The organism is Sporomusa termitida (assembly GCF_007641255.1).
Classification (GTDB): Bacteria; Bacillota; Negativicutes; order Sporomusales; family Sporomusaceae; genus Sporomusa; species Sporomusa termitida.
In genome coordinates this window covers 2,025,333-2,049,636 of sequence record NZ_CP036259.1, presented here as the reverse complement: position 1 = coordinate 2,049,636, position 24,304 = coordinate 2,025,333, and the positions used below count along the sequence as shown (strand labels likewise).

General features: G+C 47.3%; 27 protein-coding genes and 3 riboswitches. Of the genes, 4 read left to right on the top strand and 23 right to left on the bottom strand.

What is annotated here, in order from left to right:
• Positions 1-99 precede the first annotated feature (99 nt).
• A complete protein-coding gene (locus tag SPTER_RS09405) occupies positions 100-489 on the top strand; it encodes a hypothetical protein (RefSeq protein WP_144350171.1) in 390 nt (129 codons plus the stop codon).
• 69 nt (positions 490-558) lie between these two features.
• On the opposite strand, the gene SPTER_RS09400 is transcribed toward SPTER_RS09405, so the two are convergent.
• The 6 genes from SPTER_RS09400 to SPTER_RS09375 all read right to left on the bottom strand — a co-directional run bounded on the left by SPTER_RS09400 (position 559) and on the right by SPTER_RS09375 (position 7,257).
• Complete coding sequence (locus tag SPTER_RS09400) at positions 559-2,457, bottom strand: YgiQ family radical SAM protein (RefSeq protein ID WP_246105546.1); 1,899 nt, start codon at positions 2,455-2,457, stop codon at positions 559-561.
• Between the two features lie 23 nt (positions 2,458-2,480).
• Positions 2,481-3,218 carry a helix-turn-helix domain-containing protein gene (locus tag SPTER_RS09395; protein ID WP_144350169.1) on the bottom strand — a complete coding sequence of 246 codons (738 nt, stop codon included), beginning with the start codon at positions 3,216-3,218 and terminating at the stop codon, positions 2,481-2,483.
• A gap of 168 nt (positions 3,219-3,386) precedes the next feature.
• Complete coding sequence (locus SPTER_RS09390) at positions 3,387-5,504, bottom strand: FtsK/SpoIIIE family DNA translocase (protein WP_144352833.1); 2,118 nt, start codon at positions 5,502-5,504, stop codon at positions 3,387-3,389.
• 266 nt (positions 5,505-5,770) lie between these two features.
• A complete protein-coding gene (locus tag SPTER_RS09385; protein ID WP_144350168.1) occupies positions 5,771-5,986 on the bottom strand; it encodes a YlzJ-like family protein in 216 nt (71 codons plus the stop codon).
• Entirely contained in the window at positions 5,986-6,774 is a 789-nt protein-coding gene (locus SPTER_RS09380; RefSeq protein WP_144350167.1) for a ClpP family protease, read from the bottom strand. The genes SPTER_RS09385 and SPTER_RS09380 overlap by 1 nt, the downstream gene beginning before the upstream one ends.
• A gap of 282 nt (positions 6,775-7,056) precedes the next feature.
• Positions 7,057-7,257, bottom strand: a complete 201-nt coding sequence (locus SPTER_RS09375; protein WP_144350166.1) for a hypothetical protein — start codon at positions 7,255-7,257, stop codon at positions 7,057-7,059.
• A 384-nt stretch (positions 7,258-7,641) separates the two neighbouring features.
• Between SPTER_RS09375 and SPTER_RS09370 the strand changes: the two genes are divergently transcribed.
• Entirely contained in the window at positions 7,642-7,905 is a 264-nt protein-coding gene (locus SPTER_RS09370) for a helix-turn-helix domain-containing protein (RefSeq protein WP_144350165.1), read from the top strand.
• Between the two features lie 32 nt (positions 7,906-7,937).
• On the opposite strand, the gene SPTER_RS09365 is transcribed toward SPTER_RS09370, so the two are convergent.
• Positions 7,938-8,156, bottom strand: coding sequence for a helix-turn-helix domain-containing protein (locus tag SPTER_RS09365; RefSeq protein WP_144350164.1), 219 nt, complete (start codon positions 8,154-8,156; stop codon positions 7,938-7,940).
• Positions 8,157-8,297: 141 nt separating this feature from the next.
• Between SPTER_RS09365 and SPTER_RS09360 the strand changes: the two genes are divergently transcribed.
• Entirely contained in the window at positions 8,298-8,609 is a 312-nt protein-coding gene (locus SPTER_RS09360; RefSeq protein ID WP_144350163.1) for a helix-turn-helix domain-containing protein, read from the top strand.
• Positions 8,610-8,981: 372 nt separating this feature from the next.
• Here the strand turns inward: SPTER_RS09360 and SPTER_RS09355 are convergent, their stop codons facing one another.
• The 11 genes from SPTER_RS09355 to SPTER_RS25620 all read right to left on the bottom strand — a co-directional run bounded on the left by SPTER_RS09355 (position 8,982) and on the right by SPTER_RS25620 (position 17,487).
• The gene (locus tag SPTER_RS09355; protein WP_144350162.1) at positions 8,982-9,176 is read right to left on the bottom strand and encodes a hypothetical protein; all 195 of its coding nucleotides are present in this window, start codon (positions 9,174-9,176) and stop codon (positions 8,982-8,984) included.
• Between the two features lie 164 nt (positions 9,177-9,340).
• The gene (locus SPTER_RS09350) at positions 9,341-9,517 is read right to left on the bottom strand and encodes a hypothetical protein (protein ID WP_170233226.1); all 177 of its coding nucleotides are present in this window, start codon (positions 9,515-9,517) and stop codon (positions 9,341-9,343) included.
• A 7-nt stretch (positions 9,518-9,524) separates the two neighbouring features.
• Positions 9,525-9,683 (bottom strand): hypothetical protein, encoded by a 159-nt coding sequence (locus SPTER_RS24705; protein ID WP_170233225.1) that lies wholly within the window; start codon positions 9,681-9,683, stop codon positions 9,525-9,527.
• Positions 9,670-9,942, bottom strand: a complete 273-nt coding sequence (locus tag SPTER_RS09345; protein ID WP_144350160.1) for a type II toxin-antitoxin system RelE/ParE family toxin — start codon at positions 9,940-9,942, stop codon at positions 9,670-9,672. Before SPTER_RS09345 ends, SPTER_RS24705 begins: the two co-directional genes overlap by 14 nt.
• Positions 9,929-10,117, bottom strand: a complete 189-nt coding sequence (locus SPTER_RS09340; protein WP_144350159.1) for a hypothetical protein — start codon at positions 10,115-10,117, stop codon at positions 9,929-9,931. Before SPTER_RS09340 ends, SPTER_RS09345 begins: the two co-directional genes overlap by 14 nt.
• Before the next feature lie 358 nt (positions 10,118-10,475).
• Positions 10,476-10,634, bottom strand: coding sequence for a hypothetical protein (locus SPTER_RS24700; RefSeq protein WP_170233224.1), 159 nt, complete (start codon positions 10,632-10,634; stop codon positions 10,476-10,478).
• Between the two features lie 142 nt (positions 10,635-10,776).
• Positions 10,777-11,478: a hypothetical protein gene (locus tag SPTER_RS09335; RefSeq protein ID WP_144350158.1), complete on the bottom strand. Its 702-nt coding sequence runs from the start codon at positions 11,476-11,478 to the stop codon at positions 10,777-10,779.
• A gap of 123 nt (positions 11,479-11,601) precedes the next feature.
• Positions 11,602-12,945, bottom strand: coding sequence for a hypothetical protein (locus tag SPTER_RS09330; RefSeq protein WP_144350157.1), 1,344 nt, complete (start codon positions 12,943-12,945; stop codon positions 11,602-11,604).
• Between the two features lie 136 nt (positions 12,946-13,081).
• The gene (locus tag SPTER_RS09325; protein WP_425474363.1) at positions 13,082-15,469 is read right to left on the bottom strand and encodes a TonB-dependent receptor; all 2,388 of its coding nucleotides are present in this window, start codon (positions 15,467-15,469) and stop codon (positions 13,082-13,084) included.
• 374 nt (positions 15,470-15,843) lie between these two features.
• A riboswitch (cobalamin riboswitch) is annotated at positions 15,844-16,026 on the bottom strand.
• Between the two features lie 140 nt (positions 16,027-16,166).
• Entirely contained in the window at positions 16,167-16,376 is a 210-nt protein-coding gene (locus SPTER_RS09320) for a hypothetical protein (protein ID WP_144350156.1), read from the bottom strand.
• A 163-nt stretch (positions 16,377-16,539) separates the two neighbouring features.
• Positions 16,540-16,726: riboswitch (cobalamin riboswitch) on the bottom strand.
• A gap of 247 nt (positions 16,727-16,973) precedes the next feature.
• A riboswitch (cobalamin riboswitch) is annotated at positions 16,974-17,155 on the bottom strand.
• 197 nt (positions 17,156-17,352) lie between these two features.
• A complete protein-coding gene (locus SPTER_RS25620) occupies positions 17,353-17,487 on the bottom strand; it encodes a hypothetical protein (protein WP_281289514.1) in 135 nt (44 codons plus the stop codon).
• Between the two features lie 362 nt (positions 17,488-17,849).
• Between SPTER_RS25620 and SPTER_RS24695 the strand changes: the two genes are divergently transcribed.
• The gene (locus SPTER_RS24695) at positions 17,850-18,020 is read left to right on the top strand and encodes a hypothetical protein (protein WP_170233222.1); all 171 of its coding nucleotides are present in this window, start codon (positions 17,850-17,852) and stop codon (positions 18,018-18,020) included.
• Between the two features lie 342 nt (positions 18,021-18,362).
• Here the strand turns inward: SPTER_RS24695 and SPTER_RS09315 are convergent, their stop codons facing one another.
• The 5 genes from SPTER_RS09315 to dapB all read right to left on the bottom strand — a co-directional run bounded on the left by SPTER_RS09315 (position 18,363) and on the right by dapB (position 24,247).
• The gene (locus tag SPTER_RS09315) at positions 18,363-19,982 is read right to left on the bottom strand and encodes a ribonuclease J (protein WP_246105614.1); all 1,620 of its coding nucleotides are present in this window, start codon (positions 19,980-19,982) and stop codon (positions 18,363-18,365) included.
• A gap of 267 nt (positions 19,983-20,249) precedes the next feature.
• Positions 20,250-21,131 (bottom strand): 4-hydroxy-tetrahydrodipicolinate synthase, encoded by an 882-nt coding sequence (dapA, locus tag SPTER_RS09310; protein ID WP_144350154.1) that lies wholly within the window; start codon positions 21,129-21,131, stop codon positions 20,250-20,252.
• A gap of 15 nt (positions 21,132-21,146) precedes the next feature.
• A complete protein-coding gene (gene dapG, locus SPTER_RS09305; protein WP_144350153.1) occupies positions 21,147-22,367 on the bottom strand; it encodes an aspartate kinase in 1,221 nt (406 codons plus the stop codon).
• Positions 22,368-22,378: 11 nt separating this feature from the next.
• Positions 22,379-23,410, bottom strand: coding sequence for an aspartate-semialdehyde dehydrogenase (locus tag SPTER_RS09300; protein WP_144350152.1), 1,032 nt, complete (start codon positions 23,408-23,410; stop codon positions 22,379-22,381).
• A 42-nt stretch (positions 23,411-23,452) separates the two neighbouring features.
• Positions 23,453-24,247 (bottom strand): 4-hydroxy-tetrahydrodipicolinate reductase, encoded by a 795-nt coding sequence (dapB, locus tag SPTER_RS09295; protein ID WP_144350151.1) that lies wholly within the window; start codon positions 24,245-24,247, stop codon positions 23,453-23,455.
• Positions 24,248-24,304 lie beyond the last annotated feature (57 nt).

The following is a 24,304-nucleotide window of genomic DNA, read 5'->3' as shown; positions in this document are numbered from 1 at the left end:
GTTAATTCAGGCCAAAAATGACCGGGACGCATAGTTCGGCTTATTCTAAAAGACAGGATAGTATGGTAAAATTAGAGTATCATGAAAGGAGTTGTTATTATGCTAGAAAGACCCAGATGGTGGTCTTTCCTTCATCCTGATCTAACTGCTCGCCTGCTTCTTGTCATTGGTTTTTTACTGGTTGTTGCCATCGGCTATGCGTTCGGCGTGTATGATGGCGCAGCCCAAGGCAACCTGCCGGCTGCTTTTAATGCATCCGTAGCCCTGCTCTTATACGCTGTCCCCGCCATTGGGTTACTTAAACTCAAGCGCTGGGCCCGCATAGTTGAGCTGATCCTGTCTTTTATTTTTGTAATTATTGGCTTCATCGTGATGTTTGGCTATAACATGACGATGGGCGTCATGATAATAGTCCCGCACGGATTGATTGGTATGTATCTTTTATCTGATGACTGCCGGCGCGCATTTGGGCTTATAAGTAAAGCTTGACCATGTTAGATTTTGTAAAACGCAAGGAAGCACCGTCATTAAACAAAAAAGATAATGGGGGGCAAGGCACTAGGACCTGCTAGTCTGCTTTTTAGTTTTTTTGTTCCTGGTGACCTGCAAAGACCGGTGTTTATCCGGTTTCCCCCCCGGTTTCACACCGGCAGGATAGTGTCCTTGTTTTAAAGGCCGGATGAGGCATTTAGGTTCATAACCGATTAAATCCTGCCGTCCTGCTGCAGTCAATGCTTCATACACCAGCGCGTGATTTTTGGGATTGCGGTATTGCAGCAAAGCCCGCTGCAGCCTTTTATCATGAGCCGTTTTAGCCACATAAACCTTTTCCCCGGTAAGTGGGTGCAGGCCTGTATAATACATGCAGGTGGACAGACTGCCGGGAGTAGGAATAAAGTCCTGCACTTGTTCCGGGTTATAACCGGTGTCCCGCAAAAATTCCGCGAGTTCCACGGCTTCCTTAAGCCCGGCGCCAGGGTGGCTGGACATATAGTACGGTACCAGATACTGCTCTTTCCCTAACTCTTTATTCGCCTGCTCGTAAGCTTTTTTAAACTTCAGGTATGTTTCCCGGCCTGCTTTCCCCATCAACTTAGTGACCTTGGGTGAAATATGTTCAGGAGCAACCTTAAGCTGACCACTCACATGGTGTTCGCATAGCTCCTTCAGGAATGCCATATCATTGGCAGCTAATAAATAGTCATAGCGTAAACCGGACCGGACAAACACTTTTTTGATGCCCGGGAGCTTTCTGATGGCTCGGAGCAGCTCTAAATATTCATTGTGACTGGTATTCAGGCTTTTACAGGCGGCAGGAAACAGACATTGCTTACCCCGGCAGGTTCCCCGGTCGGCCTGATGGTCACAGGCTGGCTGGCGAAAATTTGCGGTAGGGCCGCCGACATCATGAATATACCCTTTGAAATCAGGTAATTTCGTAATTTGCTCAGCTTCCTGCAGTATCGATTCCTGGCTGCGGCTTTGTATGATCCGCCCCTGATGGGCATACAACGCACAAAATGAGCAGCTGCCATAACAGCCACGATGACTGACAATACTAAACTTCACTTCCTGGATGGCCGGAATGCCGCCAGCCGGTATATAAGAGGGGTGATAGGTACGTTGATAAGGCAAATCATAAATCTCATCCATTTCCGGCGTGGAAAGCGGCATCGACGGCGGATTTTGCACAACATACTGTTCGCCATGATTTTGCACGATAATCTTGCCCCTGATCGGGTCTTGCTCCAAATACTGGGTTTTAAAAGCCTCGGCAAAATCCTTTTTATTGTTGGTCACCTGTTCAAAACCAGGGGTCTCAGTGTACTGCCAGAGGTGTTCCAGGGATTCGGTGCGATAGCAGGTTCCCGGAATATCCCGGATATTATCCACACTAATCCCGGCCGACAACTGGGCTGCTAATTCTTTTATCTGTTTTTCACCCATGCCGTAAATCAGCAGGTCAGCCCGACTGTCGATCAAGATCGAACGGCGCACACTGTCTGACCAGTAGTCGTAATGGGCAAAACGCCGTAAACTGGCCTCAATCCCCCCGATAACAAGCGGGGTATTTTTCCACAGCTCTCGTATCCGGTTGCAATAAACAATTGTCGCCCGTTCAGGCCTGCATCCTGCCTGGCCCCCGGGCGAATAGTTGTCAGTGCTGCGATATTTCTTTGCCGCTGTATATTTATTCAGCATGGAATCAAGATTGCCTGCGGAAACCAATACCCCGAGCCGCGGTTTGCCTAATTTTTTAAAATCAGTGGTTGAACGCCAGTCCGGCTGGGCAATCAGGCCAACCTTATAGCCGTATTTTTCCAGCAGGCGTGAGATAATCGCCGGTCCAAAACTAGGGTGATCAACATAGGCATCACCACTAATGAAGAGAAAATCCAGTTGTTGCCAGCCCCGTTTCGCCATATCTTCCCGGGTCATTGGCAAAAAATCAGTCATAATTGCTATAATACCCTCACTTTTTACTGTGTAATATCACTCAAGGTGAACGTTTTGGCAACTACCTCGCCATTCTCTCCAATTTTCCCCACAACACTGCCATTATATACCAGGTCGACAGCACCGGCATTGCCAAATTTGGCAGTAAGCCTGTTGGCGGCTTCCCAGGTAAATGACTCGCCTTTTTTGGGAATCCCTTCATAGATCTCTTTGCCATCGGCTATGATCTGGGTCCAGCACTGCCCATTATAGGTAGCTGTTATCACAACTTTACTGGCCGGTTTTGCCGTCTGGGCAGCCTGAAGAGGTGCTGCCGGCGGTGCAGGCAGCTGCTGCTGAGCGGCTTGTTCTCGTTGTTTTTGGGACGGTTCAGCATTTTTGCTGCCAGCCGACCACCAGGCGATTCCCGCCACCACACCGGCTGCCACAATGGCAATTGCCAGCCATTTTGTTAAGCCGCCGCCAGCCGCTGCCGGGGGGGCGGCGGCTGTTTCCTCCGGCTGAGCAGCCGGAGCCTTCGCATCTGCCAGCTCTTTATTCTGCCGGTAGACCTCCATGATTTGCTGCGAATCAAGCCCTAAAAACGTTGCATAATTGCGGATAAAACCTTTCAAGTACACTTCGCCGGGGATAATGCCATAATTCCCTTCCTCTATCGCTTCAATATAAAGAGCCCTGATACTTATGGCATTTTCAATATCTTTTATTGTCAGGCCTTTTTTTACACGTTCGGCACGTAAAATCTCCCCTACTGTTTGCAATGCAACTACCTCCTAACTTTTGTAAATAGTCGATTGTATCCACTGTGACCTGCACCGCATCATCAGCCTTCACCAAGTATCATAAGCAGAAGGGTCGTTTTTTTCATAACCACGTATCGGTCATCCGCTACTAGTCTGCCCTGGCAATGCGGTCAGCACCACAACAACTTATTTTTTGAAGTACCGTGAATAAACCTGCTCCGAATTCATAATAATTTCCCGGGCTTTACTGCCGATATTAGGCCCGACAATTTTCATTTCTTCCATAGTATCAATCAGCCGGGCCGCACGGGTATACCCGATCCGGAATTTTCTCTGCAGCATCGACACCGAGGCTTGCCCTGTTTCCAGTACCATCCGGACAGCTTCTTCCAAAAGCTCATCCTCATAATGCGCTGCTTCCTCTTTATCTGCACTCCCGGCCTCCACAGTCGTTATTCCCTCAGTATATTCAGGTTCTGCCTGGGCTTTAATATAGGCGACCAGATCTTCAACTTCAGTATCCCCAATAAAGGCTCCCTGCACGCGGAGCGGTTTAGCAGCTCCGACCGGGTAAAACAGCATATCGCCCTTGCCCAGGAGCTTTTCTGCTCCGGCCATATCCAAAATGGTGCGCGAATCAACCTGGGAAGAAACAGCAAACGAAATCCGCGAAGGCACATTCGCTTTTATTGTACCGGTAATAACATCAACAGACGGACGCTGGGTGGCCAGCACTAAATGCAAACCGGCGGCCCTGGCCTTCTGGGCCAGACGGCATATGGCATCCTCAACATCAACAGGAGCCACCATCATTAAGTCAGCCAGCTCATCGATTATGATGAGGATCAGGGGCAGCCTGCTTTCAGGATGCAGCTCATTATAGCGGGAAATATCACGAACTCCGGCTGTCGCAAAAACCTCATACCGGCGCTCCATCTCCTGTACAGCCCAGTTTAGAGCTGACGCCGCTTTTTTGGCATCAGTCACCACCGGAGTTAATAAATGCGGTATACCATTATAATTGGACAACTCCACCATCTTAGGATCAATGAGTACGAGCTTAACTTCATCCGGCCGGGCTTTAAACAATACACTGGTTATCAGCGTGTTTATACAAACACTCTTACCGGAACCGGTTGCTCCAGCTACCAGCAAATGGGGCATTTTAGCCAGATCGGTAACAATCGGCTGGCCGGCAATATCCTTGCCTAAAGCAACAGTCAGTCCCGATGAAGACCGCTGGAATTCATCACTCTCCAACACTTCCCGCAGGGCAACGCCTGACAATTCCTTATTCGGCACTTCAATGCCAATAGCGGCTTTGCCCGGGATGGGGGCTTCAATGCGAACCCCTGATGAGGCAAGCTTAAGCGATAAATCATCGGCCAAATTAACTATTTTACTTACCTTTACGCCCGGGGCCGGTTCAAGTTCATAACGGGTGACAGTCGGTCCCTGACAGGTATTTATGACTTTTGCACTGACCCCAAAACTATCCAGCGTCTGTTCTAAGATGCGGGCATTGTCGGCAACTTCTTTGGGGACCCGGGTCAACCGTATCCGGTTTGGTTTCTTTAACAGCGATACCGGCGGCAGCCCATAGGCAGGATTAATACCGGCCGCTGCCGGTTTAACCATAGCCAGCGGCGAGGCCGCGGGCAATTCAGCCGGGGATGAATATTCGGCTTTAATGAAATCTGAGCTGCTTTCCCTGACAGGAGCAGCCGAAAACTCCGCCTTGCCGTCACGCTGCTGGTCATAAAATACCGGGTGACGCTCGGCCGCGTCTTCCTCTGCGTCCTGAAATATGGTCTCTGTGGAGGCAGCAATCGCTTCCCGGGCAGAAACCAGGCTTTCTACAGCTTTCTCTTTAGCACTTACTAATGTTTCTGCCAGCGACCACGTTGTTGCCATCAGCAATGAACAAAGCAATAATGCCGATAAAACAATGATCGAACCATGGACACCTAATAATTTGCGTAGTGAAAAAAGCATCATCCCACCGGCAAAACCGCCGCCTGATACCAGACTGTCAGGCAATATCTCCTGACCGACGGGAATTTTGATATGATGATAAATGGCTAAAGCCATAAAATATAAAAGCAATAGACCCCAGAATTTCACAGTGTATGCAATTGAACTTTTTACCATAATATACTTTAAGCCTATAATCAGCAAGACTAGCGGCACAGCCACGGCGCCAAGCCCAAAAGTATACCTAAGGATTTTGGCAACAAACAGACCAAGGGGACCAACATTTAAACCAAGCAGGCTGACCAGCGCCAGCAGCCCTCCGGTCACCATTGTGATGCCAAATAGTTCATGTCTTAATTCAGGAGTTAAATGGGCTAACCATTTAGGCAAAACATACCACCTCTAACAGTATTGCATTCTACATAATGGAGAAAAATCCTTTATTTTATTAGAAAAACTTGGCTTATACCAAGTCCTGCAGGATGCCGGCAGAAGCCAAAGATTTTTCTTATCCCTTAGATCATAGCCTTAATTTTTATAAAAATTCTGATGGGGCGAAAGAAAAGCGCTCCCATTATGAGAGCGCTTTAAGTCAGCTAGCGAAAATAATCATTGCGAAAGACTGTGCCCGGCTGAATATCGTACCTTAGATAATCCTGCGGATCAGTTGATAATAGGCGTACGACCCGATATTCATCATCAGCGGTTTTCTCAACCAGCATTCTTGTGCCTGCGAATTCAACATCTTCAAAAACAGGACTATAGTCCTGGGCGAAGATAGCTTCATCCGGCATAATGGTCCACAGTACCATTATTGCTTCAACCCCTTAGTCTCTTTTTGGGCGCGGATAATCTCCTGCAGTTTATTCATTGCCGAGGCAACACCGCCAATTTCGTCAATAAGGCCATATCGCACTGCATCCCGGCCTACGACAGAGGTACCGATATCCCGCGACAATTCACCGGTTTTAAACAGCAGTTCTTTCCATTTCTTCTCAGATATAGTCGAGTGTGAGGTAACAAAGTTATTAACACGTTCCTGCATCTTTTCCAGATAATCAAAGGAACTTTGCGCTCCAATTACCAGGCCGGTCAAGCGGATCGGGTGAATTGTCATTGTAGCACTTTCAACAATAAACGAATGCGTAGCCGATACTGCCACAGGTACACCAATACTATGACCGCCTCCCAGGACAATGGAAACAGATGGTTTAGACATACTGGCGATCATTTCGGCAATGGCCAGACCGGCTTCGACATCACCGCCAACCGTATTTAAAAGCAGCATAAGCCCCTCAATCTCCGGGCTTTGCTCTATGGCTACCAATTGCGGCATAATATGTTCGTACTTGGTCGTTTTTGAATTGGGGGGCAGCACCATATGACCTTCAATCTGACCAATGATCGTCATTACGTGAACATTAGATTTGGCGACCGGAATTTCAGCACTGCCTAATTCCTGAATATTCCCGGCTGCCGCCCCCTTTTTGGCTGAAACAGAACGTTGTTTTTTAGGGACTTCTGCCGGCAGCACCGGTTCCTGCGGGTTTTCCGGATTTGTTCCAGGAGGTGCTATAACAGGGTTATCATTATTTAACATAATTTCCCTCCAACTAGTATTATCATTACTAGTATGGACCTGGATTCGAGTTTCATACCGGAAACTTCGCGTCTTCTCCACGCCGCAGTTCCCCGGTGATCCATATTTTCAAGTTCCGGGTATAAATATAAGCAAAGGACTGCCATGCACCAACACGCCAGCCCCCAGGGGTGTCTAACCGGGAAAACAGTTAGCCAAGGTTGTTCGTTATTTTTAGTCAGATGGAAGATTTTCATTTTTATTTGCACAAAATTTTCTGCGGCCGCGGTAACAGCATCAGGTTCAGTTTTTATTGTAATATTCTCTTCGCACAAAGGCAAAACACTTATCTAACAGCATACCGAGCCGCTTATTTATTTCGGTTATATCTTTTTTCTCTTTGTCTAAAAGATCATATTCCAGGCTCAATTCCCGGATTTTATCACATAAATCATCATATTCCTGTCTTTTGTTTACTGTTAATCTTTTTTTCCTTTTAAGCATCCCTCAATAGCTCCTCTAGTTTAGTATCCAAAGACTCTCTGTTTGCTAATAGAGAGTCTTATCGGCTTTTTCAGAAGATCTTTTAAGTCCTGATCTGATTTTAATGCAACCAGTTCTGTGCTTATGGTCAAGCTGTATGGTAAAAATAATTTCTACTTGTTGGCGGACTTTTCCCATAACTTGAAAAGGCATTTGTCGTTAAACAGGATTCAGGGAAGACTATAGCGAAGATATGCCGTAGATGTTAAAACAGCTGCAAGATCACTATCTATTTCACCATATAATACCATTTATTTCACAAATAATGCAATATTATTATATTATTTGTGAAGTGCAATTGCATTTCCATCCCCAGTATAATGGACGCAGGGGGGGAGATAAGTATTGCGGAAACCGAAAAGATATGTTGAAAAATATAGAGAGATTGGCAGAAAGGTAGCTTTTTACCGGAATATACGCGGATTAAGCCAAGAAGCCTTAGCGGAAAAAATTGAAGTCAGTGTAAGCCATATATCTAAAATTGAAGCTCCGCAGGCCAATTCCGCATTTTCTATAGATATGTTATTCCTAATCGCGGAGGGTTTAGAAATCGACGTGGCGGCTTTCTTTAATCCAATCGAAATAAGTAGTCCTTATATAAAAAAATAGTTACATAAGTAACCGGCCGGTTTGGTCGGTTTTTAGTTTTCTTTGGTATCAGGCAATGTATCAGGAAACAATCCTAAAATCATATCAGTTGATACGTTAAGAGCAACTGCTAACTTTTTTATTACTACCTGGCCGGGATTTTTCTTGGCACCACGCTCAAGTTCGGAAATATATCCCTGAGTTAAGCCTGTTGCCTTTGCCAGCTTTTGCTGTGACATATTTTTGCTATTCCGCAATTTTTCAAGCGTCATCTTTCTCAATCCTCCTTTTTTATTACGTCTTATGTTTAACATTCTAATTCTATAGCAATAACTAGTCAATACTATGATATTATTTTTTCAATAGCGATTTATGCTATTATTACTATAGAATTATTTTTAAGGTGGTTAAAAATGGATATCACAAAACGCATTATTGAATTACGTGAATTAAAAGGGTATAGTACAAATAAACTCGCAGCTATTGCAGGATTGTCACAAGGTTTTGTAAGGCAGATAGAATTAGGCGAAAAGCAGCCTACTGTTGATTCTATGAGTAAAATATGTGCTGGCTTAGGAATAAGTTTAAGTGACTTCTTTTCCGATGAGGAAACTGAAATACCAATAGATATTAAGCAATTAGTAACTATTGCTAAAACCCTGACCCCCGGCCAGAGAGAGGCTTTGCAATTGTTTCTAGAGCGAATGAAAAATGATATTCAGTAATATTTGGACTTTACAGGGGGATACTATATACCCGTTTTAAAGATATGCACCGGATACATAACCGACTTTACAGAGTCGGTTTTTTAAATTTATTAGACAATAAGCGCTAAAGTAAAGGTACGCCTCCTTTTGCTGGCCGGTGTACCTTTTAGCCCTCCCCCAGGTCTGCAGTAGCCTTAGCGTAAAACCTCGCCGGGAAAAGGAAAAGCTGCTGTAAAAAAAAGAAGCCGGCTTAAACGCCGGTTCTTGTTATGAAACATTCAATATAAAATTTCCAGCCCGCTGAAGCCACCCATTCATTGCTATGATCAGCGGCAATCCTTTTTCTCTGCCGCAGTATTTTTATTTTTCGGGTCGCGTTAGCAAAAACTATTATACCCGGCGCCCACCTGGCCCTCTCTGGCAAATAACACAAAAACGCCCGCTATCGCAGTATTTCATTTTCTTCAGTTTTTGGATGCTGGCTTGGACTATAAGTTGCTCATATAATTTCACCGCCATTGGATTATTTCCCTCTGCCCATTGCACCGTTCCCAGGTGATATTGAATTTTCCTTTTTTTGTTCATTGGTTTAATCTCCTTTAGGCTTCTGGTCTAGAAGGCCTCTATTAGTGTTTGTAATAGAATTCCATATATACACTTCAATAATATATAGTCGTAACAAGGTACTAGCCTCGATCACTTCGTTATCTGTTTCATGGCGAATCTGACGCATTTCTTCATGCAATAGATTAATTTGGCCATTGAGTTCTAAATGCTTCTTTCTTTGAAGCTTCCTGTATGTCAACCATCTCTGCCTTGGCGGCTTTAAGCTGCTCGCGGAGATCAGTAATAGTAGTTGCTGCCGTATCAGTTTCATCACGCCTGGCTTTGGCCATGCTAATGGTAATTTCATTGATTCGCGCCAAATGGGTTTCAATGAGTTTCAATGAGTTTCAATTCCTTATCATTAGCCAGCGTTTCCCGGCTCTGTGACATATCGTATACCATAGCCAACGTGTCCGGGTAGTCAGCGCCTGTCATGCCAGACTTGGAAATTCGCTCCTGCCAGGCTTCTTTTTTATTCAGCTCCATTTTTACGCCAATTACCTTCATCAATGAGATAAGCAACGACATATCTCCCGGCATAAATCGGAAATAAGCGTTGCTCTTGGCGTTTGTAAGGCCGCCCCGCCCGTGGGCAATCTTCAAAAATTAGGATTTCCTCGAAAACCCGATCAAGAATTTTTCCCGCCAACTCTCTGCCGCCTTCTCGTAGGTAATAGGCTTCGATTTCCCTCAAGTCGGCCTTGGCTCTTGACATAAGCCGTATATCGTATTTATTCGCTTGCACCTAATCGCGTCCTTGTCTCTTTCATATAATCCCGTAAGGAAATGCCATCACTCTGGGCAGCCTCTTTCCTGCCTTCTTGGAATATCTTATCAAATTCAGCCATGACTTGGCGGTAACAGCGATCTTCTTCAGATTTATATGGCTTAGCAGTTGCTTTTACTTTAGCAATAGTCATGAATAACACCACCCTTAGACTTTCTACTCATAGTATACCATTAGTCTGCCCTGTTTTTCAATAAGATCTCACCCTTTGCGGCCTGTCACTCCTTTTAGGCGCTGTAGGGTCTTTTTGCTCTAAGAAATCTGACCTTATCTCCTGTGGTTTTCATATCGTATACAGTTTGTATATTATCACACACCTTCCACATAATGGAACATTCATAATTTCATATCTTATACCCTGATTCAATTTTAATTCAAGTTTAAAGCGAAAAGTAAATATTACCAGAATTAAAAAAGGCCTCCCGGTAAGGCCCTGTTTCTTTTCTGCCGTCACCAGCACTCTAGTAGGCGAAAAGCTGTAAATGTCGCCGTCAATACCGTTTTCCCGCCATGGTTTTGCCGAATATATTGACTAAAACCAAACCCTCGGCAAAAATTTTATTTAATTCCTGACGAATTTCAAAGCGGCTGGCCATCGCTTTCGCAATAAACGGAGTTAATTCTAACAACATTGCTTTGTTTTCTTCCAAGAGTGCACCTACTTGTCATCATTATATGAAGAGATGCCCTAACCAATCGTATGCTGATTACTGATTCACACTATATATTGTGAGTGTTTTATGCAAGTTTTGCAACAAGTTCCTAGTCATTCAAATGCAGTAAAGGTTAGTTTTATTCCTTATTTTGGCTTTGCTGACTTTGCAGCAGCGAAAGTTCATACAATATCATGCATCTAAGTGACGGCGGCCATTCTGTTTCCGCACCGGTCATTTTGCTGCATTCCTGAATAAACTGGCAAAGCTCATAAAGAATGGTGGTACCTATCCAGGGATGCAGTTTTATGCTCTGGGTTTTCTGTGTCAATTTAATGATTCTTTTCTCATTCAGATATTTGACGAGCGCATAATAATCCTCTTTCTTTCTTCTCTCTGTGCTTTGGCCGCTAAACTGATCGGTAAACGGCTTGGTGTCGTAAAGATTTCGGACCGGTCTAAAATAATCAGGATGAGGGCTGTCTGTAAAATAATCATGGAAAAACAGGCTAAAAAAGGCGTTGATGTCGTTGGCGCTAAAGGCTATGCGCCGCCCCCGCTGTTGGTCAAAATGCAAGGAATTGCCTAAAGTATACCAGACAATTAAGGGAAAATACTGATTAAAGTGGAGCGGCTTTGGGGCATTAGGCAAAAACGGACTGAATTTTGCCACCACCTGCAAATACCGGTTTAATTCTTTTTCGTTATACCCGGCCAGCTTTTTTTCCAGGTCTGCCAGAATCTCAGCCGTCCATTGCGCGATCTTCTGATCGGCGTCATTTCGTTCCTCCGGGGTCGCCGTATCCAGGCAGGCAAAATCAAGTTTCGGTACACTTACCATACTATCAACCCCCTACTAGATTAAAACATGGAAGATAAAATTTGGACTGGCAAGCATATTACCCGCCAGTCCAAATTCACCTGCTTATTGAAGAAAATTATGTTTTTTTCGCTTTTTTCCGGGTTATTTCTTTTCTTCTTCCGGAAGAATAACGCCCAGCGCTTTGGCGGCGCTGCGGGCCTGTTTGGCCAGAATAGCGTGTGGCACGAAGGTCTTAGGTGACTGGCCTTCCCGTTCGCCGAGAGCGCTAAACAACGACGGCTGAATGAGCGTAATGGAATTGATATTTACATTAACTGTACCGGTGCCAAGAGCAGCCGGAGCGAAGGTTCTGGCCGGCGTAGCCGCAGTGCTGACCGGCAGCGGGGAATAGATTTCAACCGGATTACCCCGGACAAACCAGAGCCGGTCATTGCCGCCGGTAGGAACATCTTCGGCAGCGATAGCCCAGAAATAATCCGGAGCATTGACGATATCAACCACTTTGGTTCCCAGGTTGCCGGCGGCGATATTAGCCAGCGTTGCCCTATAGACACCACCGGTAAATCCGCCAAAATTATTTATAAAGTGGCCGGCAAGAACAAAAGCGTTATTGCTATTAATGATCGAGATATCCCGGTAGTCGCCCGTAATCCCCGAGCTGGCCGGCGTGACCGCTGTTGTCACCGAACTGACCGCCGGGAAGGTGCTGAGATCAACGATGTCGATGCGGGTTTCGGCGTTAGCCGAACTTGGCTGCTGCCCGCCGCCGATAGCGCAGACATACAAATTGCCGTTGCTCAATTCCAGCGTGCTGGCATTTTTGCCAACTTTGACATAATCGCCGGCTGTGTAAGTCAGTGCTCCTGTCAGCAGGTTAACACTCATCCGCACAATGGTGCTTTCCTGGTATACCGGAGGTGTTGCCCAAGGGTCGTCCACGGTGGTGAAGAGAGCATATATAGAAGTACCGTTGGCGACAATGGCCACACCATTATTCTGGTTTCCGGCCGGTACAATCGGACCACGCCCGGCAGCCGCCTCAATCGCATCAAAATGTGCCGGGAAAGTGTAGCTGGTTGTTTGCGGATAGGCAGCAGTCAGCATATTAACAACAGCAATATTGGCCCAGTCGTAATCAATAGGATAGAGCCAATAGCCGCGCGTAGCCACGCTGTACAGGTTTTTGATTGCCGGCCAAGACCGGTTTGTGGCTATATTGCTCCAAGGCGGCACAGTAGCCGGGTCCCACACCTGATAAGGAAGTGGTAATGTAACAAAGTCATATTGTCCAATAACTACCCTAGTCTGACCTAAGACAGTCCGGTAATTGTAAATGCTCGGATCACCGTTTAAACTAGGAACCTGAGCAGGGTAAGCGGTAAATGACGCGGGGGCGTCTGTTCTGCTGTTGGCCCCAATCGCGCCGGCAGTTCCTGCCGAATATGTGGAATCGACGATGGTATAACCCAGTAAAGATATAGCCATTGAAATCCCTCCCATATTATTCTTGCATTCTACTTGCCTTACTTACACTTTACTTACCTGTGTTCATCACCTCCATAAACAACCCGTCACTTGGCAATACTCATCGGCATCACCTCCTTAATCGTCCTATTATAAATCAGAAATTATACTGCATCGTGGCGTAATAGGTCCGGCCTTGCATCGGATAAGCGGCTTGTGTTATCTGGACAGGGTAGTCCGGATTGGTTGGGTTCGTTATTATAGCCCGCTCTTCAATTTCCGGTCCTTTATTGAACAGGTCGTTAACGCCAACAGTGAACTGCAAATCTTTATTCAGTTTGTGCTTCACGCCCAGGCCAACAGTGGTCAGCGCAGTCTGCCACTTGCTTACGCTCTCTCTGACATACATTTCATCCACATATTTCACCTCGGCGAAGAGCGCCGTCCGGGTGTCGGGACGATAGGTCAGACGCAGTGAACCTTCCCAATCAGGCGTATAGGGCTGGACAATGTCCTGCCAGTAAGAATCAGGCGAATCGGGACGGTTCCCGTATTTAGTCTGGGCCTTGGTATTCAGATAGGTAGCCGACAGATCGAGGTCCCACTTGTCCCATTTGAGGCTGCTCTGTAGTTCCACGCCATTAGCTTTGCCTTTGGCCGCATTGCTATAGCACCAATAGTCATAACCATCACGCCGGAGCTGCAGCATATTGTCCGAATCACGGCCAAAATAGGTTAAGGCAAAATTGGATTTGGCATTAAGCATATTCCCCTGATACAGTACGCTAAAGTCCCATTGCGTGCCTTCCTCGGGCAACGGAAACATCGCGTCGGTGCGGTCCGAATCCGGCTTAGGCAGGATGCCGGCCCCGTCCCCGGCAATCTCATAAAGGTTTAAGAGCCGGTAGTAGGTGCCGAAGGTCGAACGCAGCGTCCAGTGATCGTCGAGCTGCTTTTTGAGGGCAGCCTGCCAGGTAGCCTTGCCATTAGACTGCTCATCTTGGCTATGTGTCCAGGGATGTTCCGGGTTGGCATACCGCGAATAGCCGGTAACCTGGGAATAATTATAACGAACGCTGGGCGTGAACCAGAAATCGCCGGCTTTGTTCAGGGTAATCGTGTCCTGGAGCTGGATATTGAACATATCTTGCTCATATTTATATCGATACCGGTAGTGAGCGGCATAATTAATATTATCCATGCCATTGCCGTCAATGCGCAGGGTTTCATGGGAGTAGTTGGCCATGAATTCCAGCAGATGGTTGGACCCGGCCTTGTAGCTGCCATCCAGCGCCCCGCCGAAACGGCCGGAATTGTAGCTGCTCCATTCGCGCAGGGGGCCGATGAAGTGGCCGTTGCCCGGATTGACTAATTCCTGAATACGGCGAATATCCGAATGGTAGTCTTTGTCCTCATCCTGATAATCCAGCCGCCAGCCCCATTCCATGTTGCCCGCATTATCCCTCCGGCCTACCTGCAGCGCCTTGTCGGTTTGGTTCTGCCGCCGCCCTTGATTTATCTGATAGGCGTCTTTCATCCTCCGGACATAGTCATTCTCTGTCTGATCCACTAAGGGGTCAGGGGGAGCGATAAAGTGCGAGGGAAGATCCTGCCAAATACTCTTTACGGCATCCGGCAGCCCTCGGTCGATGTTCTTCCAGCTACCCTTGATCAGCCAGTGGTCATCCTGCCATTTGATCAGGACGTCGGTATTTTTGTAATCGTTGTTCTGGCGGACCCGGGTGGCATCCTGGGTGGGTTGGCTTTCAAAGACCTCCCAATAATTGTGGGCGGGAAACTTTGCAAACATAGGTCCCATATCGGGATCATTTAACATATCTTGGATGGAAGTCCAACCAAAGATGGGGGCATACATTTCATAAACTGGTTGAATTGATTCCTCAAATTGAGCCATAGACCGATCGTACTGGGCCTGTGCTCCGGCCGCCAATTTTTGGGCCTCAAAATTTGTATATTTGAAATTCCCGTCGCTCTGGTCGCGGTTGATGCCGACCAGCAGGCTGCCTTTGCCCAGCGGCATGTCAAGCTCCAGGCTGCCGCTGTAGCCGCCATAGGAGCGCTGGCCGAAGGAGGCGGATACATTTGCCTTTTCCGGCTTTTTGGTGACAACGTTGATGACGCCGCCCATATAAGTGCCGCCGAAACGGGCCGGGACATAGCCCCGGTAGACCTCAATGCGGGCTACATTTTTCACCGGAATGGTGGACAAATCGACAGCCGCGTCGCCGCCGAGATTGACCAGTACGCCGTCAACGAACACACCGACCTGGGCCGCCGTGCTGCCCCGGACGCTGACAGTGGTGTACTGTCCCTTGCCCATAACTTCCCGGATATGGACGCCGGGTACGTCTTTCAGAAGTTCAGGCAACGTTTTTTGCTCGCCTTTGTATTTATCGGGTTCAATGACGGTTACGGTGCCGGGCGAGAGCTTGGACTCCCAGTCGGGGCGTGGTGCTTCCACCGTTACCGCTTCCAATGCGTATTCCTTTTGCCAGGGTTTGTCGCGGTTTGCTTCTTCATTAATTTCCCGCAATCGCTCGCTGTCAGTTGCCGGCGCAACTTCCCCGGTTTCCTGCGCCTGCTTGCCGTCAGGCGCGGTTGCTGTTTCGTTTGTCTCCTGCGATTGTTCGCTGCCGGCCGCATAGACAAAGCTATAAAATGTTGGCGTGGTGCTTAGCGCCAGCGCACAGGCGATACTAACCGCCAGAACTTTTTTCTTTAACCTGCGTTGCTTCAATATAAAACCTCTCTCTTTCCGATTATGCTACGATGATGAAATATGCATACCATAAATAATACCAAATAAAAAAACTCCCTTGTTGGGAGTGTTTACGCTAACCGACCGGAATCCGGCCTTGGTTTTCACGTAATCTCCTCCCCATACCTCGTGGGTAAAAACGGTGATTGCTGGATAAGGCAGTTCTCCTGACTCCGGTTCATAACCATCCCGCGCCTTCCCAAAGCAGTAGCTTCAGTGGCATATATGCGAGATTGCTCCCCGTTACAGTGGCGGGACCGCGCCGGCATTTAACCGGACTTCCCTATTAAGCCCCGAAGGGCACCTATCCCAACGTTATGTTGTTGTTTTCCTATTCATCTTATGTGTGCTTTCAGGATAATAGTACTCTTTTGACCACATTTTTTTTACTGGCTTTATTCCGTTCATCCAGCGAAAATTTCTGTGATGTTTGCGTGTCCGGCTCAATAAGCGATATCGCTTATTAATCGCGGGCTCCTTTCTTCTTACACTTGATACCAAATTCCACATAGCTTTGCAGAGCTTCAATAATCAACTCTTCCTGCTGCGAACTGCTGGCTGCCGTTGTAGTATTTTCTGAAGCTTCACTGATGATTTGCTTGACCTGACTCGAACGATAGCCGCAATCCAAAAGCTTCTGTGTTAACCGGTTGATCTGTTCCTGTTTTGTCAATCTAATCTACCCCTATACTGTCGACAGTAATTATTCGATTCGCACCTGCTGTTTTGCAGGCTTTAGTCTTTTTCCCTCCTTTTTCGGTAACGATTTGCCTTGTGCAAGGATAAAGCTCACACAAGCTGCAGCCTAATCTTCTCCCTGTTCATCGCAGGTTAAGCGAAGATTTTCCGTACAGGCAGTTCTCCTGGCTCCAGTTCATCACCTGCCCAGCCTTCCCGGAATGTTTATCTCTTCCAGTGGCATTGTAGGGCTGACTCTCTGTTACAGTGGCGGGACCGCGCCGGTCTTTAACCGGACTTCCCTATTAAGCCTTCTAAAAAGGCACCTGTACCATGATTATTCGTTTATGTTTGTGGGTCCGTTTCCCGCTATGTTTATGTTACAACAGCTACTGAAGATTGTACCTCGTGAGAAGCATCCACTTAGCAGCTTGATAAAAGTTTCGTTTCTGTTTGTCCACCATTATGCAAAATAAAAGAAGCCTCCCTGAGATGATAGCATCCAGAAAGGCCTCTTGTAAGCCGACAAAGCTGTCGGCACAAAATGCAACATTGCACTAGCAATCCCCTTCCCGGTCCATCGCAGGTTAAAACGGTGATTGTTATGCAGGCAGTTCTCCTGGCTCTGGATCATTGCTCCACCAAACCTTCCCAGGAACCTTTGCTCCCAGTGGCATACATGGTTTTGCTCCCCATTACAGTGGCGGGTCCGCGCCGGCATTTAACCGGCTTTTCTGTTAGGCTCTTCCGAGCACCTGCACCAAAAATATATTATATTCTATTTTTTTATAAGGATTCCTTTGTTTTTTCTTTGATTAAAATATAACAGCAGTGGGTAATTTTGTCAATATACAGATTTTCTTGTATACATTATATTGTGAATATTAGATGATAACACTTTTGTATTGCAAGTATACTTCAAAGGAATCCTTCTGTAAATACCCTAAATAAGGGATTGATGATATTATTCGTTAAAGAAATTGAGGTATTTTCTTGCCCTGCTTTGCCAGATAAACATTGTTGCCTTCTTCCCATTCTTCTTTAGTGAATATAGCATCAATGGCAGGACAGTCGTACCATTCCCCGCCCCATACCTGAATACCCATATAAACTGGTTTAGTTACTACAGCAGTAATTACCCCTTCATACCAAAAGTCTCTGCTTTAAGGTCTTTTCTTTTCGTCCATTTGGCATTGCTTTCATAGGGTATTTTATATTGGTTATTCAGCTTGTTCCTCAGATGATACCCTGTCTAAAACTGCCCATTCCCCATCAGCGTGTACAATTTCCATTAACTGGCTCATCGTAAATCCTCCCCCTCAATGTGTCCGATAAAAACGCGCTTCTGAACCCGCGTTCTATCTACATTTTACGGTTTTTGGTGTTTTTACTCAAACCAGTATTTTGGTGTTTTTCGCCATTAAGGGCTGGTTGGTTCTTTCCCTGGCAGTTTTTCGTTCCTTAATGAATGAGTTTTCCGGTTGGCCGCTACCGCACAGATCACCGCAGAGGCGGCCGCCAGCCGGCCGCCACGCTGCTCCTGGCAGGCAGAATCACAGGGGAATTTGAAACTGCCCCTTTACTATTTATAGGCAACCTGTGTCAAGAGAACCGTCCCCATGACACATTATTCCGGTAACATATTTTTTTACCAAACATAATATGTAATAAATAACAAGCAGAGGTGGGACTATTTATGCTATTCTGGTTGGTTTTTGCCGCAATCGTATTTTTTCTGGTATCCCATTTTTGGGTGCTGTTGCTGGCCTTACTCTTTTTCTGGTTTATTTAACCGCTGCGGTCTTCTGAGAAGTGGGTGCCTGGCCAAAACATACGCAAGCCCTGGCGTATTTAGCGGCAAGCTGACTACGCCAGGGCTTTTATACCATAATCAGAAAGGAATCTGCTTTCTGATTATGTCAGGAACGACTGCGGCTTCTGCCGGCGTCTAAATGACTTGGCAGAAGTCAAGTTTTTCTAGTTAAACTTCCATAATGATAGGCAGAATCATCGGCCGCCGGCGTGTGCGTTCATATAAATATTTGCCCAGGGTATCACGGACATTGGACTTAATTGCTGCCCATTCGGTAATATTATTGAGCTCGCATTTTTCCAGGGCCTGTTTAACCCGCTCCTTGGCATCCTCCATCAGCTGCTCAGACTCACGGACATAAACAAAACCGCGGGATACAATGTCCGGACCGGCAGCTACCTGACCGCGCTGCTTATCCATCGTGACCACAATAATAAGGATGCCGTCCTGCGACAGCTGCCGGCGGTCCCGCAGGACGATATTCCCCACATCGCCAACCCCCAGGCCATCCACCAGGACATTGCCTGAGGTTACCTTGCCGGTTACAGCGCCCTTGTCGGCAGTAAATTCCAGAACCTGGCCATTTTCGGCAACAAAAATATTTTCCTTGGCCATACCTAAGGACTGGGCCAGTTTAGAATGCTTAATCAAATGCCGGTATTCGCCATGTACGGGGATAAAGAACTTCGGCCGCAGCAGATTGTGCATCAGCTTAAGCTCTTCCTGGCTGGCATGCCCGGATACGTGGATGCCGGAGGTGGATTCATAAACAACCTCGGCGCCCTGCCGGAAAAGAAAGTCAATCGTCCGTGATACCAGCTTCTCGTTGCCGGGTATCGGCGTGGCCGAGATAATTACGGTGTCCCCCGGAATAATCTCAACTTTTTTATGATCCGACATAGCCATCCGAGTGAGTGCCGACATGGGTTCACCTTGGCTGCCTGTTGTTAAAATAACGATGCCTGATGAGGGATAATTGTTAATTTCGTCAATATCAACAATAACGCCCTCGGGAATATTTAAATAGCCAAGTTCTAAGGCGATCGTAACAACATTCACCATACTCCGGCCCAGGATGGCCACCCGGCGCCGGTATTTGCAGGCAGTGTCAATTGCCTGTTGAATCCGGTGAATATTGGATGAGAATGAGGCAATAATAATTCGTTCCCGGGCATTGCGAAAGGCATCATCAAAGGTAACGCCCACTGATTTCTCACTTGGCGTATAGCCGGGCCGCTCGGCGTTCGTACTGTCTGCCAGCAGCACCAGCACCCCCTGGTCGCCTAATTCGGCAAATTTGTGAAAATCAGTGACTTTACCGTCAACCGGTGTTTGATCAAGTTTAAAATCTCCTGTATGGACAATGACACCTACAGGCGTTTTAATTGATAAAGCCACCGAATCGGCGATGCTATGGCTTACCCGGATAAAGCCAATGGAAAAATGGCCGATTTGAATCTGATCCCCTGACTTAACAGCATGCAGGTTGCTGGCTGAAACATTGTTTTCCTTCAGGCGTCCCTCTAAGATCCCCAGCGTCAAGCGAGTTCCGTATACGGGAACGCTAAGCTGTTTTAACACATATGGCAAAGCACCAATATGGTCTTCATGCCCATGGGTTAAGACAATAGCCTTGACTAACTCACGGTTGTCCAACAGATAGCTGATATCGGGAATTACCAGATCAATGCCCAGCATGTCATCTTCCGGAAACATTAACCCTGCATCAACTACAATGATCTCATCACCATAACGGATTACCGTCATATTCTTGCCGATCTCCCCCATCCCGCCCAGAGGGATAATCTGTACCTTGCCTGGTTGTCGAGCCAAAAAAACATACACCTCCAAAAATATTAGTCAATTAAGTTGTAACTGCCCGTTCATTTAAGCACATCACTAGAAACCGGCCGTCCTGTCCACTTGTGAATAATTATAACCTATTTAGTATTCGCTGACAACAAGTGGTCTACTCGCTCTTAAATATTATATGCAAAACCTGCCTCCACATACAAAAAAAACCGGTAGCTCGCGCTACCGGTAACCGTTAAATAATTATAACACGCCTAATGCTTGCATGACCTTTGTAAGCTGCGCCGTTTCACCGGCAGTGGGCGGTACTAACGGCAGTCTTACCGGGCCGGCTTTGATACCGATCAGGTTAACCGCCTCTTTGATCGGAATGGGATTGGTGGTAACAAATATCACCCGGAAGAAAGGCAGGAGTTCCAGATGCAGGTCCTTAGCCTTGGCCATATCCCCGGCGTAAAAAGCGTTTACCATGGCCTGCATACGGCTGCCGACAATATGAGCGGCCACACTGATAACCCCCTGGCCGCCCACCGCCAGCACCGGCAGAGTCAGGGTATCATCACCGCTATATACTAAAAAGTCCTCAGGGGTAATACGAATGATTTCAGAAATTTGCTCCAAACTGCCGCTGGCTTCTTTTACAGCAGCAATATTCTCCAGTTCAGCCAGGCGGGCGATCGTGTCCGGCAAGATATTGGAACTCGTGCGTCCCGGTACATTATACACAATCAGTGGTAAGGTTGTGGACTCGGCTATCGCCCGGAAATGCTGGAATAACCCCTCCTGGGGCGGTTTGTTGTAATAGGGAGCAACGACCATGGCGCCATGGACGCCGGTTTGCTCGGCAAATTTAGTCAGTTCAACAGAGTCTCTGGTATCATTGGTACCTGTACCGGCAATGATTGTGGCCCTGTCGCCCACAGCCTCAAGTACAGCCGTATAAAGTTTAATTTTCTCATCTTTAGTCAGGGTTGCCGCTTCACCGGTACTGCCGGTGACAACAAGACCGTCTGAACCATTGTTTACAAGGTATTGAGCCAATTTAACAGCTTCACCATAATTAACACTGCCATCATTGTTAAACGGGGTTACCATAGCAGTTAAAATCCGCCCGAAATGCCTCATCAAACTCTCTCCTTCTTAATTTGATAAACCAAACTTCTCATGAAGTGATTTAACCGCCGCACCAACATCATTTTGCGGGACAAGTGCCGAGATGGAGGTATGAGAGTCTACGGTCTGAAGAATAGCGATTGTGTTATTTGATAATGCTTCGATAAAATTTGCCATCACACCGGGAACCTCACGCATGCCGCCGCCAACTACCGATACTTTGGCACAGTTCGCCAGGACTTCAATCTGATAGCCTTGCTGTTTCAGTTTCTCTGCCGCCTTATCCGTATGGTCGGCATTAATGGTAAACATAATTTGTCCGGGATGGACGTTAATCAGATCAACACTGATATCACTGTCAGCAAGCGTTTTAAATACTTTGTAACTGGCATCACTGGCCGTCGTTCCCGCTAGCTGCACCTTTATCTGAACCAGATTCGTCAGATAGGTTACTCCTGTTGCCACCCGGTCGATCACAACCGCATTACTGATATCCTCTTTGGCAATATTGGTAATTAACGTACCCGGTGCATCAGAAAAAGTCGATTTTACCACAAGCGGGATATTCTTCTGCATAGCAATCTCCACCGCCCGGGGATGAATGACCTTAGCCCCCTGATGGGCCAGCTGACATACCTCGGCATAGCTTATACAGTCAAGAATCCTGGCATTATCAACAATTCTCGGGTCGGCCGTCATAATGCCGTCAACATCTGTATATATTTCCACAAGCTCGGCATTGAGCGCTGCGCCCAGAACGGAAGCGGTCGTGTCACTGCCGCCCCGCCCCAGGGTGGTAAATTCGCCTTCATTGGTCATGCCCTGAAAACCGCAGACAACAGGAACTTTACCCTGCCGCAAGAGGCAAATGATACGGGCCGGATCACTTTTTAGAATCCTGGCATTATTAAAGTTTGCATCAGTCACAATACCTGCATTCCCGCCTGTCAGCATAACGGCCTCCAGGCCGGCGGCCTGCAGGGTTCCAGCCATGACGACCGCTGAAATCATCTCGCCGCAGTACATAATCTGATCAAGCTCACGGGCCGCAATCTGTTTAAAGGCTGATTGAGCAATGCCGATCAAGGTGTCTGTTGCATAGGGGGCACCCTTGCGTCCCATGGCCGATACGACTACCACCGGACTGAAGCCTTGCTCGCGGGCGCGCTTAACTTTATGCAAAACCAGTTCCCGTACTTCGGGTGACGCAACCGATGTCCCCCCGAACTTCTGGACGATTATCCGCATTTTTTTACACCTCAAATTAAATTATGCTCAGCCATGTACTCAGCAATCTGCACAGCGTTTAAGGCCGCACCTTTTCGGATTTGATCGCCTACTACCCACATATTTAATCCGTGAGGCACAGTTTTGTCGGCCCGGATCCGGCCCACAAACACTTCATTTTTATCTGAAGTGTATAAAGGCATCGGATATACCATTTCTGCCGGATCATCCTGGACTATCACCCCGGGGAAACCGGCCAGTAATTGTTTAGCTTCTTTAGGCGACAGCGGTCCGTCAAGCTCTATGTTCACTGATTCCGCATGACTGCGGTATACCGGCACCCGTACCGTCGTAGCCGTGATGCCGATGGTATAGTCATTCAAAATTTTATGGGTTTCATGGACCATTTTCATTTCTTCTTTGGTGTAATCGTCATCGACAAATACGTCAATCTGCGGCAGCAGGTTAAAGGCAATCTGGTAGTGCTTAGGCAGGCTGGCACCGGGCAGAATATTGGCCTCAACCGGCCGGTCCGCCAAAAGTGCGGTTACCTGATTTGTCAGTTCGTCGATGGCTTCTTTGCCGGCCCCGGAAACGGCCTGATAGGTGGAAACAACTATGCGCTTGATTTTGACAGCATTATAGATTGGCTTCAGCGCCATTACCATAATAATTGTGGAACAGTTTGGATTAGCAATAATGCCTTTATGCTGCCTGATCGCCTCAGGATTAACCTCAGGCACTACCAGCGGGACTTCCGGGTCCATCCGGAAGGCACTGGAGTTATCAATAACAACGGCACCGTGTTTGACTGCCGCCGGTGCTAAGGCCTTGCTGGTCGAACCACCGGCAAACAGGGCAATTTGCACATCTTTAAAAGACTCGGGCTTAGCTGCTTCAACTATGTAATCCTTGCCCATAAAATGAATGACCTTGCCGGCCGAGCGCTCCGAGGCCAGCAGCTTTAATTCATTAAACGGAAAATTCCGCTCTTCGATCAGCTTCAGAAATTCCTGGCCAACAGCCCCTGTTGCTCCTAAAATTGCTACATTATATTTTTTCATTTCAACAACTCCCCCATATGTTTGGCGTTATCATGCGCACCTTTACCCCACTATATCCTCAAGGCCATAAGTCAGCCCGTCAACAGTAAGCACTTTTTTACAGGCCAGTATCACACCCGGCATAAATGACTCCCGTGATATTGAGTCATGACGAATCGTGAGCGTTTGACCCAGGCCGCCGAAAATAACCTCCTGATGCGCCACATAGCCCGGCAGGCGGACACTATGCAGCCTGATCCCGGCCAGATCGCCGCCCCGGGCTCCTGTCAGCTTTTCGATCTCCGCCGGATGACCCTGGCGCAGTTCCCCCCTGACCTTGGTAATAAGTTCAGCAGTTTTAAGGGCCGTACCGGAAGGAGCATCCAGTTTCTGGTCATGATGCCTTTCAATGATCTCAACATGGGGCAGGTATTTTGCTGCCTGCTGCGATAATTTCATCATCAAAATAGCGCCAATGGCAAAATTAGGGGCAATAATTGCATTAACCTTGGCTGCCGCACACAGCCGGCGGGCCTCATCTAAATCAGCCGCCGCCAGGCCGGTAGTGCCGACGACAGGACATACCCCGTGTTTTATTGCGACTCTGATATTGTTCATGACCGATTGGGGGTTGGTAAAATCCACCATTACCTGGGGATTCGTTTCACTAATAACTGTTGCCAGGTCCTTGCCGACAGTCACCCCGGTCTTGCCGGCCCCCATGAGCTCCCCCGCATCGGCAAAATCAGAATGTATATCCACTGCCCCCACTAAACGCAAGTGCTCATCCTGATATACGGCCCGCAGGACCTCCCGGCCCATTTTACCGTAAGCGCCACAAACCATTACCCTAATCAAGCGCTATCCACCTCCTGTTAATAAGAAAAGCAGCCGGTGAGCGCTTCTCGCCGGCTG